Source organism: Streptacidiphilus sp. MAP12-20 (assembly GCF_041262525.1).
Classification (GTDB): domain Bacteria; phylum Actinomycetota; class Actinomycetes; order Streptomycetales; family Streptomycetaceae; genus Streptacidiphilus.
Genome location: NZ_JBGCCK010000011.1, coordinates 174,377 through 189,504 on the forward strand (window position 1 = coordinate 174,377; position 15,128 = coordinate 189,504).

Annotated in this window: 16 protein-coding genes; all 16 read left to right on the forward strand. The window is 69.9% G+C overall.

All coding sequences use genetic code 11. The features are described from left to right. The first annotated feature begins 58 nt into the window (after positions 1-58). The gene (gene dop / locus ABIA32_RS17370; RefSeq protein WP_370096033.1) at positions 59-1,570 is read left to right on the forward strand and encodes a depupylase/deamidase Dop; all 1,512 of its coding nucleotides are present in this window, start codon (positions 59-61) and stop codon (positions 1,568-1,570) included. A gap of 218 nt (positions 1,571-1,788) precedes the next feature. Beyond that, positions 1,789-2,007 (forward strand): ubiquitin-like protein Pup, encoded by a 219-nt coding sequence (locus ABIA32_RS17375; protein ID WP_037606618.1) that lies wholly within the window; start codon positions 1,789-1,791, stop codon positions 2,005-2,007. After that, positions 1,961-2,617, forward strand: a complete 657-nt coding sequence (locus tag ABIA32_RS17380) for an endonuclease VII domain-containing protein (RefSeq protein ID WP_370096035.1) — start codon at positions 1,961-1,963, stop codon at positions 2,615-2,617. The genes ABIA32_RS17375 and ABIA32_RS17380 overlap by 47 nt, the downstream gene beginning before the upstream one ends. Continuing rightward, entirely contained in the window at positions 2,569-3,414 is an 846-nt protein-coding gene (gene prcB / locus ABIA32_RS17385) for a proteasome subunit beta (protein ID WP_370096036.1), read from the forward strand. The genes ABIA32_RS17380 and prcB overlap by 49 nt, the downstream gene beginning before the upstream one ends. Positions 3,415-3,496: 82 nt before the next feature. Beyond that, positions 3,497-4,264, forward strand: coding sequence for a proteasome subunit alpha (prcA, locus tag ABIA32_RS17390; RefSeq protein ID WP_370096038.1), 768 nt, complete (start codon positions 3,497-3,499; stop codon positions 4,262-4,264). A 52-nt stretch (positions 4,265-4,316) separates the two neighbouring features. Continuing rightward, complete coding sequence (gene pafA / locus ABIA32_RS17395; protein WP_370096040.1) at positions 4,317-5,678, forward strand: Pup--protein ligase; 1,362 nt, start codon at positions 4,317-4,319, stop codon at positions 5,676-5,678. A gap of 91 nt (positions 5,679-5,769) precedes the next feature. Next, positions 5,770-6,774 (forward strand): FKBP-type peptidyl-prolyl cis-trans isomerase, encoded by a 1,005-nt coding sequence (locus ABIA32_RS17400; RefSeq protein WP_370096041.1) that lies wholly within the window; start codon positions 5,770-5,772, stop codon positions 6,772-6,774. Positions 6,775-6,861: 87 nt separating this feature from the next. Further along, positions 6,862-7,233 (forward strand): FKBP-type peptidyl-prolyl cis-trans isomerase, encoded by a 372-nt coding sequence (locus ABIA32_RS17405; protein WP_370096043.1) that lies wholly within the window; start codon positions 6,862-6,864, stop codon positions 7,231-7,233. Positions 7,234-7,406: 173 nt separating this feature from the next. Then, on the forward strand, positions 7,407-8,405 hold the full coding sequence (locus tag ABIA32_RS17410; RefSeq protein ID WP_370096045.1) for a helix-turn-helix transcriptional regulator: 999 nt from the start codon (positions 7,407-7,409) through the stop codon (positions 8,403-8,405). After that, positions 8,402-9,349: a helix-turn-helix transcriptional regulator gene (locus ABIA32_RS17415; protein ID WP_370096047.1), complete on the forward strand. Its 948-nt coding sequence runs from the start codon at positions 8,402-8,404 to the stop codon at positions 9,347-9,349. The genes ABIA32_RS17410 and ABIA32_RS17415 overlap by 4 nt, the downstream gene beginning before the upstream one ends. Beyond that, positions 9,346-9,582 carry a hypothetical protein gene (locus ABIA32_RS17420; protein ID WP_370096049.1) on the forward strand — a complete coding sequence of 79 codons (237 nt, stop codon included), beginning with the start codon at positions 9,346-9,348 and terminating at the stop codon, positions 9,580-9,582. Before ABIA32_RS17415 ends, ABIA32_RS17420 begins: the two co-directional genes overlap by 4 nt. 173 nt (positions 9,583-9,755) lie before the next feature. After that, the gene (locus ABIA32_RS17425; protein WP_370096051.1) at positions 9,756-9,983 is read left to right on the forward strand and encodes a hypothetical protein; all 228 of its coding nucleotides are present in this window, start codon (positions 9,756-9,758) and stop codon (positions 9,981-9,983) included. 115 nt (positions 9,984-10,098) lie between these two features. Continuing rightward, complete coding sequence (gene tatA, locus ABIA32_RS17430) at positions 10,099-10,386, forward strand: Sec-independent protein translocase subunit TatA (RefSeq protein WP_370096052.1); 288 nt, start codon at positions 10,099-10,101, stop codon at positions 10,384-10,386. Between the two features lie 51 nt (positions 10,387-10,437). Further along, entirely contained in the window at positions 10,438-11,406 is a 969-nt protein-coding gene (gene tatC, locus ABIA32_RS17435) for a twin-arginine translocase subunit TatC (RefSeq protein ID WP_370096054.1), read from the forward strand. 146 nt (positions 11,407-11,552) lie between these two features. After that, positions 11,553-14,426, forward strand: coding sequence for a DEAD/DEAH box helicase (locus tag ABIA32_RS17440; protein WP_370096056.1), 2,874 nt, complete (start codon positions 11,553-11,555; stop codon positions 14,424-14,426). A gap of 7 nt (positions 14,427-14,433) precedes the next feature. After that, positions 14,434-15,120, forward strand: a complete 687-nt coding sequence (locus ABIA32_RS17445) for a transglycosylase SLT domain-containing protein (RefSeq protein WP_370096058.1) — start codon at positions 14,434-14,436, stop codon at positions 15,118-15,120. Positions 15,121-15,128 lie beyond the last annotated feature (8 nt).

Genomic DNA, 15,128 nt, shown 5'->3' on the forward strand with positions numbered 1-15,128 from the left:
CAGTTCTAGTCTCGGGTTACCGCACGGGTTCGTCCGCGGTAGCGCGAAGGAGGGCCGCATGTCTGTACGGCGCGTCATGGGTATCGAGACGGAGTACGGGATCTCCGTTCCTGGCCACCCCAACGCCAATGCCATGCTCACCTCGTCCCAGGTGGTCAACGCCTACGCGGCGGCGATGCACCGGGCCCGGCGGGCCCGCTGGGACTTCGAGGAGGAGAACCCGCTGCGCGACGCGCGCGGCTTCGACCTGGCCAGGGACGCGGCAGACGCCAGCCAGCTGACCGACGAGGACATCGGCCTCGCCAACATCATCCTGACCAACGGCGCCCGCTTCTACGTGGACCACGCCCACCCCGAGTACTCCGCGCCGGAGACCACCAACCCCCGCGACGCCGTGCTCTGGGACAAGGCCGGCGAGCGGATCATGGAGGAGGCGGCCAACCGCGCCCTTCAGCTGCCCGGCGCGCAGCCGATCCACCTCTACAAGAACAACACCGACAACAAGGGCGCCTCCTACGGCACCCACGAGAACTACCTGATGAAGCGGTCCACGCCGTTCGCGGACATCGTGCGGCACCTGACGCCCTTCTTCGTCTCCCGCCAGGTCGTCACCGGCGCCGGACGGGTCGGCATCAACCAGGACGGCTCGGCCCAGGGCTTCCAGCTCAGTCAGCGGGCCGACTACTTCGAGGTCGAGGTCGGCCTGGAGACCACGCTCAAGCGGCCCATCATCAACACCCGCGACGAACCGCACGCCGACGCGGAGAAGTACCGCCGGCTGCACGTGATCATCGGCGACGCCAACCTCTCCGAGATCTCCACCTACCTCAAGCTGGGCACGACGGCGCTGGTGCTGTCGATGATCGAGGACGGCTTCATCAGCGTCGACCTGGTCGTCGACCAGCCGGTGCGCACCCTGCACAAGGTCTCCCACGACCCGACGCTGCAGCAGCTCGTCCAGCTGAGGAGCGGGCGCAAGTTGACCGCGGTGCAGCTCCAGATGGAGTACTGCGAGCTGGCCCGCAAGTACGTCGAGGACCGCTACGGCCAGGACGCCGACGACCAGACCCGCGACGTCCTGGACCGCTGGGAGGACGTCCTCGGCCGGTTGGAGCGGGATCCGATGTCGCTCTCGCGCCAACTGGACTGGGTGGCCAAGAAGGAGATCCTCGAGGGCTACCGTCGTCGCGACGACCTGGACTGGGACGACGCCCGGCTGCACCTGGTCGACCTCCAGTACGCGGACGTACGGGCCGAGAAGGGCCTCTACAACCGCCTGGTGGCCCGTGGCCGGATGGAGAGGCTGCTGGACGACGCGGACATCCTGCGCGCCGCCCACAAGCCCCCGGAGGACACCCGGGCCTACTTCCGCGGCCGCTGCCTGGAGCAGTACGCCGACCACGTGGCGGCGGCGTCCTGGGACTCGGTCATCTTCGACATCCCGGGGCGGGATTCGTTGCAGCGTGTACCGACTCTGGAGCCGCTGCGCGGGACGCGGAACCACGTCAAGGCCCTGCTGGACCGCTGCCGCACGGCGGAGGAGCTGGTACGGGTGCTGAGCGGCGGCTGAGCGCGAGAGTTCCCGTCGGAACACGTGTACGCGCTCGGCGTAACCGATTGGCGGCAAGCGTTCACGATGGGTGAACGCTGACGGGTTGGGCATCATCCGGGCAGTAATCGACGTTCATCGACTACAGGTCAAACACGAGGCAACTTCCGTACCGCGTGTATAGGGTCTGACCAGCAGGGCCAGCGAACGGAACCAGTCAACCGAGCGGGGTGAGGGCAATGGCGACCAAGGACACCGGCGGCGGTCAGCAGCGGGCGAACCGTTCCTCGGAGGAGGTCGAGGAGACCGAAGTCGAGGCCAACGAGGCCTCCGACCTCAAGGAGCGCAAGGAGAAGCTGGACGACGACGTGGACGCCGTTCTGGACGAAATCGACGAGGTCCTCGAGTCCAATGCCGAGGATTTCGTGCGCGGATTTGTTCAGAAGGGCGGAGAGTAGATTGACCTTGGAATCCAAGGTTGATCGGAAGAAGTGCCCTCGTTGCGAGAATGTCAAGCCGTGCGAGGAGTTCGCTCGGCATTCCGGCCGGCCTGACGGCCTCCAGATCTATTGCCGCGCCTGCGCCGCCGAATATCAGAAGGCGTGGGACGCAAGAAGGCGCTCGGAGCGCCGAGCCCTGAAGGCCGTCCCGGAAGGCACCATACGGTGCACCGGCTGTGGAGAGCTCAAGGCGCTCGCCGAGTGGCACCGCCACAAGAAATCGCCGGATGGTCTGGTGACTCGATGCAAGTCATGCCGGAGGGCGGAAGGCCGGCGGGGTCATCTCCGGCGCACGTATGGCATGACGGAGGCTGACTATGACGCCATGCTCAAGGCTCAGTTGGGCGTCTGCCTGATCTGCCTGATCTGCCTGTCACCGAAGCCGGAACATGTGGATCACGACCATGAAACGGGTAGGGTCCGAGGCATCCTCTGCTTCGCCTGCAACGCGGCGCTGGGGCAGATGAAGGATCGGCCGGACGCACTCCGCCGGGCCGCTGACTACCTGGAAGGGAACCGATGGAAGCCAACACTCGTGGCACCGGGCGTCTACCGGCTGCCTTCTTGACGCCGGGGTCGTCCTCGTTCATCGAGTTCCTCGCCGACCACCAGCCCGAGCTGCTGCCCGGACGCCGCAGCCTGCCGGCAGGGATGGCGCCGATCGAGGCCCCGCACGGGACCACGATCGTCTCCGCCACCTTCGACGGCGGGGTCATCATCGCCGGTGACCGCCGGGCCACCATGGGCAACATCATCGCGCAGCGCGACATCGAGAAGGTCTTTCCCGCCGACGAGTACTCCGCGGTCGGCATCGCCGGCACCGCCGGTCTCGCCGTCGAGATGGTGCGCCTGTTCCAGCTGGAGCTCGAGCACTACGAGAAGATCGAGGGCACCTCGCTCTCCCTCGAGGGCAAGGCCAACCGGCTCACCACCATGATCCGGGGCAACCTCGGCATGGCCATGCAGGGCCTCGCCGTGGTGCCGCTCTTCGCCGGCTACGACCTGGACCTCGGCAAGGGCCGGATCTTCACCTACGACGTCACCGGCGGCCGCTCCGAGGAGATGGGCTTCGCCGCCACCGGCTCCGGTTCGCTCTTCGCCAAGGGCTCACTCAAGAAGCTCTACAAGCACGACCTCTCCGCCGAGCAGGCGGCCACGCTCGTCATCCAGGCCCTCTACGACGCCGCCGACGACGACTCCGCCACCGGCGGGCCGGATCTGACGCGCGGGATCTTCCCGATCGTCTCCGTCATCACCGACGAGGGCTTCCGCCGCCTCGCCGACGACGAGGTCGGCGACCTGGCCCGAGCCGTACTGGGCCACCGTCTGGAGCAGCCGGACGGGCCGCAGGCAGCGCTGCTCTGACCCCCACTCACCTGATCGCGTAACCGACCGACAAGCGACAAGACAAGACAAGCGACAAGACAAGCAGAAGGGGCGACCGCCGGTGTCGACGCCGTTCTACGTCTCACCCCAGCAGGCCATGGCCGACCGTGCCGAGTACGCCCGCAAGGGCATCGCGCGCGGGCGCAGCGTGGTCGTGCTCACCTACGCCGACGGCATCGTCTTCGTCGCGGAGAACACCTCCCGCGCGCTGCACAAGGTCTCGGAGATCTACGACCGGATCGCCTTCGCCGCGGTCGGCCGCTACAACGAGTTCGAGAACCTCCGTATCGGCGGCGTCCGCTACGCCGACCTGCGCGGGTACTCCTACGATCGCGCCGACGTCAACGCGCGTGGCCTGGCGAACGTCTACGCGCAGACGCTGGGCACCATCTTCTCGTCCACCGGTGAGAAGCCCTACGAGGTCGAGCTGGTGGTGGCCGAGGTCGGCAAGACCCCTGGCGACGACCAGATCTACCGGCTCACCCCGGACGGCTCCGTCGTCGACGAGCACGGCAGCGTCGCCGTCGGCGGCAGCTCCGAGTCCATCGCGACCTACCTGGAGCAGCGGCACGAGGACGGCATGAGCCTGACCGAGGCGCTCAAGCTCGCCGTCGACGGCCTGGCCAGGGATCCGAACGGCGGCGCCGCACGGACGCTGACGCCGGATCAGCTGGAGGTGGCGGTGCTCGACCGCAGCCGCTGGCAGCAGCGCAAGTTCAAGCGGCTGCTGGGCACCCAGCTCGGCCGCCTGCTGGAGGGCGACGCCAGCGCCGCCTCCGAGGATCAGGAGCCGCCGACCGGTTCGGCCGCGGCGACCGAAGGGGAGTAGCACCAGCTCTTCCCAATGGTTTCGATCAGGCGGGGAAGGTGAACAAGTAGGCATGGACCGCCGAATCTTCGGGTTGGAGAACGAGTACGGCGTCACCTGCACGTTCCGGGGGCAGCGACGACTGTCCCCGGACGAGGTGGCCAGGTACCTCTTCCGCCGTGTCGTGTCATGGGGCCGCAGCAGCAACGTGTTCCTGCGCAACGGGGCCCGCCTCTACCTGGACGTGGGCTCGCACCCCGAGTACGCCACCCCCGAGTGCGACGACGTCGCCGAGCTGGTGACGCACGACAAGGCGGGGGAGCGCATCCTCGAGGGCCTGCTGGTGGACGCCGAGCGTCGGCTGCACGAGGAGGGCATCGCGGGGGACGTCTACCTGTTCAAGAACAACACCGACTCCGCCGGCAACTCCTACGGCTGCCACGAGAACTACCTGGTCGCCCGGCACGGCGAGTTCTCGCGCCTGGCCGACATCCTGATCCCCTTCCTGGTCACCCGACAGCTGATCTGCGGCGCCGGCAAGGTGCTGCAGACGCCGCGCGGCGCGGTCTACTGCGTCAGCCAGCGCGCCGAGCACATCTGGGAGGGCGTCAGCTCGGCGACCACGCGCTCCCGCCCGATCATCAACACCCGCGACGAGCCGCACGCGGACGCGGAGCGCTACCGCCGGCTGCACGTCATCGTCGGCGACTCGAACATGTCCGAGACCACGACCCTGCTCAAGGTCGGCGCGACCGACCTGGTGCTGCGGATGATCGAGGCCGGCACGGTGCTGCGCGACCTCACCCTGGAGAACCCGATCCGGGCGATCCGCGAGGTCTCCCACGACCTGACCGGCTCCCGTCTGGTCCGGCTCGCCAACGGCCGCGAGGCCAGCGCGCTGGAGATCCAGCAGGAGTACTTCCAGAAGGCCAGCGACTTCGCCGACAACCGTGGCATCCGCACCGGCACCATCGCCAAGGTGCTCGACCTGTGGGGCCGCACGCTGGAGGCGATCCGCTCCGAGGACTACTCCAAGGTCGACCGTGAGATCGACTGGGTCATGAAGTACCAGCTGATCGAGCGCTACCGGGCCAAGAACGGCATGAGCATGTCCCACCCGCGGGTCGCCCAGATCGACCTCGCGTACCACGACATCCACCGCCGTCGCGGCCTCTACTACCTGCTGCAGAACCGCGGCCAGGCGGAGCGGATCAGCAACGACCTGAAGATCTTCGAGGCCAAGTCGGTGCCGCCGCAGACCACCAGGGCCCGGCTGCGCGGCGACTTCATCCGGCGGGCGCAGGAGCAGCGCCGCGACTTCACCGTCGATTGGGTCCACCTGAAGCTGAACGACCAGGCGCAGCGCACCGTGTTGTGCAAGGACCCGTTCCGCTCCGTCGACGAACGAGTCGAGAAGCTCATTGCCGGAATGTGACCGGTGATGTGGCTGAGGTCTCAGCGGGGAGTCGGCGCAAGGCCATAGAGTGGCGCGGACCATCGGAACCGCCAACCACCTAAGGATCACCGTGCGCCGACTCGCCGCCGCGCTGCTTCTCGCGCCGACGCTGCTGCTCACCGGCTGTGGGAGCAGCGCCAAGCAGGCCGCGCCCGCCCCGAGCGGCGCGTCACCGTGCCCGAGCGGCAGCGCCGCCGCCACCCGCCTCCCGGTTCCGGCCGCGGTCGACAGCGACAGCCCGCTGCCGACGGTCGCCGGCGAGTTCGGCAAGAGCGCCACGATCACGGTGCCGAAGGGGAGCCCGACCGGCAAGTTCGTGGTCAAGACGCTCTCCGAGGGCACTGGCAAGGTGGTCAGCGCGGACGACGCGGTCGGCTTCAACATCGTGGGCCAGACCTGGGACGGCAAGACCTTCCAGAACTCGTACGCGGACGGCGGCGGCGCCGCCGTCAACAACCAGCACACGACGCCGATGCTGCCGATGTTCAGCAAGGCGGTCCAGGGTCACAAGGTCGGCAGCCGCGTCCTGGTCGTGGCCCCGCCGGCGGCGGGCTTCGGCAACGCCGGCTACCCGCAGCTGAAGATCACCTGTCACGACACCCTGGTCATGGTCTTCGACATCACCACGGCCGTGCCGTGGGACGCGACCGCGCAGGGCGCGGCACAGCCGGCCCCGGCCGATCTGCCCACCGTGAACGTCAAGGACAAGGCCGCCGCGAGCTTCACCATCGCGGCCTCCCAGAAGAACCCGAAGAAGCTCGGCGTCGGGGTGCTGGTCAAGGGCACCGGCCCGGTGGTCAAGGCCGGGCAGCAGCTCATCGCCCAGTACACCGGCGCGCTGCTCAGCAACGGCACGGTCTTCGACTCCTCCTGGAACCACGGCGGCGCGACCAGCTTCGTGATCGGCAAGGGCCAGGTCATCCCGGGCTGGGACAAGGCCCTGGTCGGCCAGACCGTCGGCTCCCGGGTCCTGATCTCCATTCCCTCGGCCGACGGTTACGGAGCCCAGGGCACCCAGGGCATTCCGGCCAACGCGAACCTGGTCTTCGTCGTGGACATCATCGGCGCCGCGTAACGTAGGGGCTGAGCACTACCGAGCACGATCCGACGAGGCAGTATTCAGAGGCTGCCCTCGTACGTCCCTTCTGAGGAGAGCACTACCTTGAGCATCGAGAAGCCGGAGATCGACTTCCCGGGCGGCGAGGCCCCCGCCACGCTGCAGATCCGTGACATCTGGGAGGGCGACGGCGCCGAGGCGAAGGCCGGGGCCAACGTCAACGTCCACTACGTGGGCGTGGCTTTCAGCACGGGCGAGGAGTTCGACGCCAGCTGGAACCGCGGCACGCCGCTCCGCTTCAAGCTGGGCGTCGGCCAGGTCATCGCGGGCTGGGACCAGGGTGTCCAGGGCATGAAGGTCGGCGGCCGTCGCGAGCTGATCATCCCGGCCCACCTCGCCTACGGCGACCGTGGCGCTCCGGGCGCGATCGCCCCGGGCGAGACGCTGATCTTCGTCGTCGACCTGCTGGGCGTCTGACACGCCTCCGACGCTGACGCGTTCCACGCACCCCCGTCCCCGCCACGCGTTACCACGCGCGGCGTTAGGGCGGGGGTGCGCTTTGTGCCCGAGGGGCCTACCGGTACGGTCAGTTGATACCCGGTCGAAAGTGCCGGGGCGCGGTCGGTGCCGCGTGTAGAGAAGGGTGAGCGATGCCCATCGCCAAGTCCGAGCGCCTGATGAACCTCGCGCTGTGCCTGATGAACACCAAGCGCCCGCTGAGCAAGCGGGAACTGCGGTCGTCCATCGAGGCCTACCGCGAGGCGGGGGCGGCGGGTGAGCAGGTCAGCGAGGACGCCTTCAACCGGATGTTCGAGCGCGACAAGGACGACCTGCGCGAACTGGGCCTGGTCATCGAGGTGGTGGAGAACCCGCTCGACGGCGAACTGGGCTACCTGGCCCGACGTGACGTCAACAGCCTGCCGGAGATCCACCTGGACGCCGAGGAGGCCGCCGCGCTGAGCCTGGCCGCGGGCGTCTGGGAGCAGGCCCGGCTGGCGGGTGCCGCCAGCGGCGCCCTGCAGAAACTGCGCGCCGCCGGTTCGCTCGCCGAGGACGACACCGAGGGCCGCACCGCGCTGCAGCCGCGCATCCCCGCGCGCGAGGCCGCGTTCGAGCCGCTGCTGGTCGCGGCGCGGGACCGCCGCCCGGTCGGCTTCGACTACCGCAAGAGCGGCGCCGCCGTGGCGGGGCCGCGTACCGTTGAGCCGTGGGCGCTGGAGTTCTGGCACGGCCACTGGTACCTGGCCGGCTGGGACCGGGACCGCGCGGACGTGCGGGTCTTCCGGCTGAGCCGGATCGTCGGAAAGGTCCGCTCCAAGGGCGGCCAGTTCACCGTGCCGGTGCCGGACCACGTGGACGTGCGGCAGACCGTCGCCCGCTTCGCCGGCGAGGGCGCGACCGAGCGTGCCCGCGTCCGGGTCCGGCGCAAGGCGGCTTTCCCGCTGCGCGCCAAGGCGCTGGCGGCGGAGCCGGTGGACGCCGAGTGGGACGAGCTGGAGATCCCCTACGGCCACGGCCTGGCGGCGGACCTGGTCGAGTTCGGCCCGGACGCGGTGGTGCTGGAGCCGGCCGAGCTGCGCGCCGAGGTCATCGCCCGGCTGCGCGCGGTCGCGGGTGGCTCGAGTGTCGAGAGTGAGGTCGGAGCATGAGTAGCGCCATCGACCAGACGCGGCGGATGCTGTCGCTCGTCACCTACCTGCGGGAGCGGCCGGGGGCCAGGGTCAGCGAGGTCGCCCGCGCCTTCGGGGTCAGCGAGCGCGAGCTGATCCGCGACCTGAGCGTGCTGCCCATGTGCGGCACCAGCTTCCGCGGTGGCGATCTGCTCGACATCGACACCGACGGCGAGCAGATCTGGTGGCACAACCCCGACGACGTCGCCCAGCCGCTGCGGCTCGCGGCCGACGAGGCGACTTCGCTGCTGGTCGCGGCGCGGGCCGTGGCCGGGCTGCCGGGCCTGCGCGAGCGCGACCGCCAGGCGCTGACCCGCGCGGTCGCCAAGCTGGAGGCGGCGGCGGGGGACGTGGCCGAGGGCAGCACCCGGGTGGGGGTGACCTTCGAGGCCGAGGGCGACGTCTTCGCCGAGATCGACCGCGCCTTCACCGAGCGCAAGCGGCTCTGGCTGCAGTACTGGTCCTCCGGCCGCGGCGAGCTCACCGAGCGCGAGGTCGACCCGATCCGCCTGGTCACCGAGGGACACACCTATCTCGAGGCCTGGTGCAGGCTCTCCGAGGACCGGCGTATCTTCCGGCTGGACCGGATCGCGGAGATCAAAGTGCTGGACACCCCGTCCGACCCGCCGCCGCTGGAGCTGCGCGACCTGTCCGAGGGCCTGGTCCGCCCGTCGAGCGACGACCCGCAGGTGGTCCTGGAGGTCGGCCCCGGTGGGCGCTGGGTCGCCGAGTACTACACGCACGAGGCGGCGGAGGAGCGCCCGGACGGCGGCCTGCGGATCGTGCTGCGCACGCCGGACCCGGCGACCCTGCTCCGCCTGGTGCTGCGGCTCGGCCCCGACGGCCGTGTCGTCTCCCCGCAGTCCCTCGCCGACCGCGCCCGCGAGGTCGCGGCCCTGGCCCTGGCCCGGTACGACGGATGAGCGCGGTCGCGTCCCCGCGTCGCTTTCGGGCATCCTGCCCGGACTGCCGCTCCACAGCCGAGCTGGACGCGCGAGCCTTCCGGCTCGCGCTGGGCCGGACGAAGGAACGGACCTTCTACAGCTTCACCTGCCCGGCGTGCGGCGTGGCGGTCCGCAAGCACGCGGGCGACCGCATCATCGCTGCGCTGACGGGTGCGGGCGTGCCGACGATGCGGCTGCACGTAGGCGCGTAGCGCCTCGGGGGCGCGAGGAACTGCGCGAGCAACCACTGACGAGCGGATGGCCCTGCGCGTTCGGGGCTCTACTTGCGTGGGTGGCTTGTCGCGCAGTTCCCCGCGCCCCTGGTGGTGCAACCACCTGCGGGAGCGCAAGCAGTTCTCCCCGCCCTCGGAGCTAAGCTGAGAGCATGACGTGGATGATCATCGGCCTAACGACCGCGGGGCTGCTGGTGCTCGGGTGTCTCGCCGTGCTCGCCTACCGCGAGGTCCTCGCGTTGGCGCGTGCCCTGCAGCGCGGCGCTGACCGGATCGGTCGGGCCGGCCGGGAGGTCGAGGTCGCCGCGGAAGGCGTCGCCCGGCTCGGTGGAGAACTCGCGTTCACGGGGGCCTCACCGTCTATTCAAGCCCCAAACTGATCCGCGTAGTATCGAAGATGCGTCGAAGCGGCAAGATCTGCTGCGACGCCCTGGACGACCGTGCCTTCACGGTGCGTATCATCGGCGCAGACACGACGACGAAGAGGGAACCCCGATGCTCGAAAACCGCGCACTTGAAATCATCATCATTGCGGTCATCGTGCTGCTGCTCTTCGGGGCCAAGCGGCTCCCTGACTCCGCGCGTGCCCTCGGCAAGTCCCTGCGCATCCTGAAGTCCGAAGTCGGCGCCATGAAGGACGACGGCAAGAAGGACGCCACCGTCGCCAACGTCCAGACGTCCGAGGAGCAGGCCGCCGCCGCCCCCAAGACGATCCAGTCCAGCCCGGGTGACACCGCCTCCGCGCGCCCCGTCGAGGACAAGCAGCCGACCGTTCAGAGCTGATCCGCCGCTCCACCCTCCAACTCACTCTTCTCGCAGGGACACAGCCGCACGGTGAGCGACACCCAGAAGAGGCCGCAGTCGAAGCCTTCGAAGAACGACGACGGCCGGATGCCACTCGCGGAGCACCTCCGTGAGCTCCGCTACCGGCTCATCGTCTCGGTGCTGGGCCTGATCGTCGCGACGATCATCGGCTGGGTCATCCACGACTGGGCCATCAACGAACTGGTTCAGCCGGCCTGCCACATCGCCGGCGTGAAGGGGTACGGCCAGAAGTCCGCGGCCTGCCCCAACGGCCTGCTGGTCAACAACGGCGTGCTCTCCCCGCTGTCGTTCACCTTCAAGGTCTCGATGATGATCGGGTTGGTCATCGCCAGCCCGGTGTGGAGCTACCAGCTCTGGGCCTTCGTCGCGCCCGGCCTGTACAAGAAGGAGAAGAAGTACGGCCTGAGCTTCGTCGTCGCCGCCGTGCCTCTCTTCCTCGGCGGCGCCTACCTGGCCTACGTGATCTTCCCCAAGGCCCTGGGCATCCTGGCCGGCTTCAACCCCGGCAGCTTCTCCCTCGCCATCTCCGGCGCCGACTTCCTGGACTTCTTCATCCGGATGGTGCTGGTCTTCGGGCTCTCCTTCGAGATCCCGCTGCTGCTGGTCGCGCTGAACTTCCTCGGGGTGATCAGCGCCGCCCGGCTCCGCGGCTGGTGGCGCGGCGCGGTCTTCGGCATCTTCGTCTTCTCGGCGATCGCCACTCCGACCGGCGACCCGCTCACCATGACCGTGCTCGCGGTGCCGATCTGCATCCTCTACTTCGCCGCCGTCGGCGTAGCCACCCTGCGGGACAAGGCCGTCGCCCGCCGCAAGGCGTCAGAGGACCCGGACAGCCTGCTCGACCCGGACCAGGCCTCCTCGCTCGACCTGCGTCCCGCCGCGCTCGGCGCGGACGACCTGCCGATCCCGGAGCCGGTCAACGCCACCGAGCTGGCCGCCGGCGAGCCGATGGTCTACCACCCGGACGACGTCACCTGAGCGGTGGCCCGGGCCGAGGTAGCGCGTAAACAATCTTGAGGTGGAGTGTCGGCCCTGGCGGGTACGCTCCTTGCTGAGATGCTCCTTCACTTCACCTATGTCCAGAGCCGCGCTCCCCAGCGCCCGATCAGGGAAGAGGTGGCGCGGTGACTGACCCGTCCACGACCTCGCAGGACGAGGAGAGCCTCAGCCCCTCCGAGCGCTACGCCGCGGCCCGCCGTCGCGCGAAGGAGGAGTCGAGCTCGCTGCACGCCTTCCGGCAGCTGTACGACTTCCCGCTGGACCCGTTCCAGATCGAGGCCTGCCAGGCGCTGGAGGGCGGCGAGGGCGTGCTCGTCGCCGCGCCGACGGGCTCGGGAAAGACGATCGTCGGCGAGTTCGCCGTGCACCTCGCGCTCGCCGAGGGCCGCAAGTGCTTCTACACGACGCCGATCAAGGCGCTGTCGAACCAGAAGTTCCAGGACCTGGTCAAGCGCTACGGCGCGGACAAGGTCGGCCTGCTGACCGGCGACAACACGGTCAACAGCGAGGCTCCCGTCGTCGTGATGACGACCGAGGTGCTGCGCAACATGCTCTACGCGAGCTCCAGCACGCTGAACGGCCTCGGCTACGTGGTCATGGACGAGGTGCACTACCTCGCCGACCGCTTCCGCGGCGCGGTGTGGGAGGAGGTCATCATCCACCTCCCCGAGTCGGTCACCCTGGTCTCGCTCTCGGCCACCGTCTCCAACGCCGAGGAGTTCGGCGACTGGCTGGACACCGTGCGCGGCGGCACCAAGGTCATCGTCTCCGAGCACCGCCCGGTGCCGCTCTGGCAGCACGTGCTGGCCGGGCACAAGATGTACGACCTGTTCACCTCCCGCGTCGCCGAGGAGCGCGCCTCGGGACGCAAGCGCGACGGCGGCGCAGGACGCGGGGGAGAGGCCGACGTCAACCCGGAGCTGGTGCGCCTGGCCCGCGCCGAGCAGGACCGGCGTGGCTACGGCAGGGACCGCTTCGAGAAGCGCGGCCGTGGCCGCTCGATGTCCAACGGCCGCCCCGGGCGCGCCTGGACGCCCAGCCGCGTCGAGGTCATCGACCGGCTCGACGCCGAGAACCTGCTGCCCGCGATCACCTTCATCTTCAGCCGGGCGGGCTGCGAGGCCGCTGTCCAGCAGTGCCTGCAGGCGGGCCTGCGGCTCAACAACGACGCCGAGCGTGCCGAGGTGCGCCGGCTCGTCGAGGCCCGCACCTCGAACATCCCGGCCGAGGACCTGCACGTGCTGGGCTACTTCGAGTGGCTGGACGCGCTGGAGCGCGGCATCGCCGCCCACCACGCGGGCATGCTGCCGACCTTCAAGGAGGTCGTCGAGGAGCTCTTCCAGCGTGGCCTGTGCAAGGCGGTCTTCGCGACGGAGACGCTGGCGCTGGGCATCAACATGCCGGCCCGCTCGGTCGTCATGGAGAAGCTGGTCAAGTGGAACGGCGAGACCCACGCCGACGTCACGCCGGGCGAGTACACCCAGCTGACCGGCCGCGCCGGGCGGCGCGGGATCGACGTCGAGGGCCACGCCGTCGTGCTCTGGCAGCCGGGGCTCGACCCGGCCGCCCTGGCGGGCCTGGCCGGGACGCGCACGTATCCGCTGCGTTCCTCGTTCAAGCCGTCGTACAACATGGCGGTCAACCTGGTCGGCCAGTTCGGCCGGCACACCGCGCGGGAGCTGCTGGAGACCTCGTTCGCACAGTTCCAGGCGGACCGCAGCGTCGTCGGCATCGCCCGCCAGGTGCAGCGCAACGAGGAGGGACTGGCCGGCTACCGGGAGGCGGTCACCTGCCACCTCGGCGACTTCGAGGAGTACATGGGCCTGCGTCGGGCCCTCAAGGACCGCGAGACGCTGCTCGCCCGCGAGGGCGCCGCGCAGCGCCGGGCCAGCGCGGCCGACTCGCTGGAGAAGCTGCGCCCCGGCGATGTCATCCACGTGCCGACCGGCCGCTTCGCCGGGCTCGCGCTGGTGCTGGATCCGGGGCTGCCGCCGGTCAGCCGGCACGGCACCCGGCAGGACTACAGCGACGGCCCGCGTCCGGTGGTGCTCACCGCAGAGCGGCAGGTCAAGCGGCTCGCGTTGATCGACTTCCCGGTCCCGGTCGAGGCGATCGAACGGGTCCGCATCCCGAAGAGCTTCAACCCGCGCAGTCCGCAGTCGCGCCGGGATCTCGCCTCGGCGCTGCGCAGCAAGGCCGGGCACATCGATCCGGGCCACGTCCGCAAGGGCCGCGCGGCGGCCGCGGACGACCCGGAGCTCGCGCGGCTCCGCGTCGAGCTGCGGCAGCATCCCTGCCACGGCTGCGACGAGCGCGAGGACCACGCCCGCTGGGCCGAGCGCTACGACCGGCTCAAGCGCGACACCGAGCAGCTGGAGCGCCGGATGCGCTCCCGCACGCACACGATCGCGCGCACTTTCGACCGGGTCTGCGCACTGCTGACCGATCTGGACTACCTGGCGGGTGACAGCGTCACCGACCACGGCCGCCGCCTGGGCCGCCTCTACGGCGACCTGGACCTGCTGGCCTCGGAGTGCCTGCGTGAGGGCGTCTGGGAGGGTCTCTCCCCGGCGGAGCTCGCAGCCTGCGCCTCGGCGCTGGTCTACGAGTCGCGGCGCGCCGACGACGAGGGCGGCGCGGTCAAGCTGCCCGACGGCAAGGCGCGTGAGGCGCTCGGCGAGATGATCAGGCTCTGGGGCCACCTGGACGCGTTGGAGGAGCAGCACAAGCTCTCCACCATGGAGAACTGGGGCCAGCGCGAGCCGGATCTCGGCTTCGCCTGGACGGCGTTCCGCTGGGCCTCGGGCGATCCGCTCGACAAGGTGCTGCGCGAGGCCGACATGCCGGCCGGCGACTTCGTCCGCTGGACGCGTCAGCTGATCGACGTGCTGGGCCAGATCGCCAACGCCGCGCCGGAGGACGGAGCGGTGCGTTCGGCGGCCCGCAAGGCGGTCGACGGAATCCGACGCGGGATCATCGCCTACTCCTCGGTGGGGTGAGCGGGCCGTGGCGCGTTCCTCCCGTGGCTGGTGGGTGGTCATTCCGGTGGCCGGGCTGTTGCTCTGGGGGGTGTCGCACGGTCAGGACACGCATTCGTCAGGGCCCGCCGCCGGTCCTACCGGTTCGCCGGGCGGCCGGGGGCCCACGTCCGCCCCGGCCTCCGGTGTGCCCAAGCCGTCCGGGACGGGCGGCAGTTGGTACACCGGCAGCTACGACCCGGCCCAGTTCGCGGCCCAGGTGCGCGAGCGCGCCGGGCAGGCGGGTGTGGACCCGCAGTTGGTGATGGCGGTGCTCTACAACGAGGACTACAAGCCGCACGACCCCTCCTTCGAGCGGTCCTGGCTGAAGCTGAAGCCGACCGCTTCGCTCGGCGTCGCCAACATGCACCAGGCCACCTTCGACGAGGTGAAGCAGGGCCGCTCGTTCGCCGGGCGGTCCTGGCTCGAGCTGCCCGACGACCCGGATCTCGCGATCCAGGCCGAGGCCTGGTACCTGCACGAGCTGGCCGCGCAGCTGCCGGCCGATCGCGCCGGCGGGCTCACCAAGGACCAGCTCCTCGCCCTCGGGTACAACACCGGTCCCGGCAACATGCGGGCCTTCGCGCGCGGCGTGGCGCTCGGCCCGCAGGCGCGGCAGTACCTGGACACGCTGAACTCGAACTGGGAGAAGGCCGGGAAGGCTATCGCGATATAGCGTATTGA

Bases quoted from the DNA above. Each gene is read 5' to 3' on its own strand.
- prcB (WP_370096036.1), top strand. From the start codon at position 2,569: ATGGAAGCCAACACTCGTGGCACCGGGCGTCTACCGGCTGCCTTCTTG.
- ABIA32_RS17415 (WP_370096047.1), top strand. From the start codon at position 8,402: ATGAGTAGCGCCATCGACCAGACGCGGCGGATGCTGTCGCTCGTCACC.
- ABIA32_RS17410 (WP_370096045.1), top strand. From the start codon at position 7,407: ATGCCCATCGCCAAGTCCGAGCGCCTGATGAACCTCGCGCTGTGCCTG.
- ABIA32_RS17380 (WP_370096035.1), top strand. From the start codon at position 1,961: ATGCCGAGGATTTCGTGCGCGGATTTGTTCAGAAGGGCGGAGAGTAGA.
- dop (WP_370096033.1), top strand. From the start codon at position 59: ATGTCTGTACGGCGCGTCATGGGTATCGAGACGGAGTACGGGATCTCC.
- tatA (WP_370096052.1), top strand. From the start codon at position 10,099: ATGCTCGAAAACCGCGCACTTGAAATCATCATCATTGCGGTCATCGTG.
- ABIA32_RS17375 (WP_037606618.1), top strand. From the start codon at position 1,789: ATGGCGACCAAGGACACCGGCGGCGGTCAGCAGCGGGCGAACCGTTCC.
- ABIA32_RS17420 (WP_370096049.1), top strand. From the start codon at position 9,346: ATGAGCGCGGTCGCGTCCCCGCGTCGCTTTCGGGCATCCTGCCCGGAC.
- pafA (WP_370096040.1), top strand. From the start codon at position 4,317: ATGGACCGCCGAATCTTCGGGTTGGAGAACGAGTACGGCGTCACCTGC.
- ABIA32_RS17425 (WP_370096051.1), top strand. From the start codon at position 9,756: ATGACGTGGATGATCATCGGCCTAACGACCGCGGGGCTGCTGGTGCTC.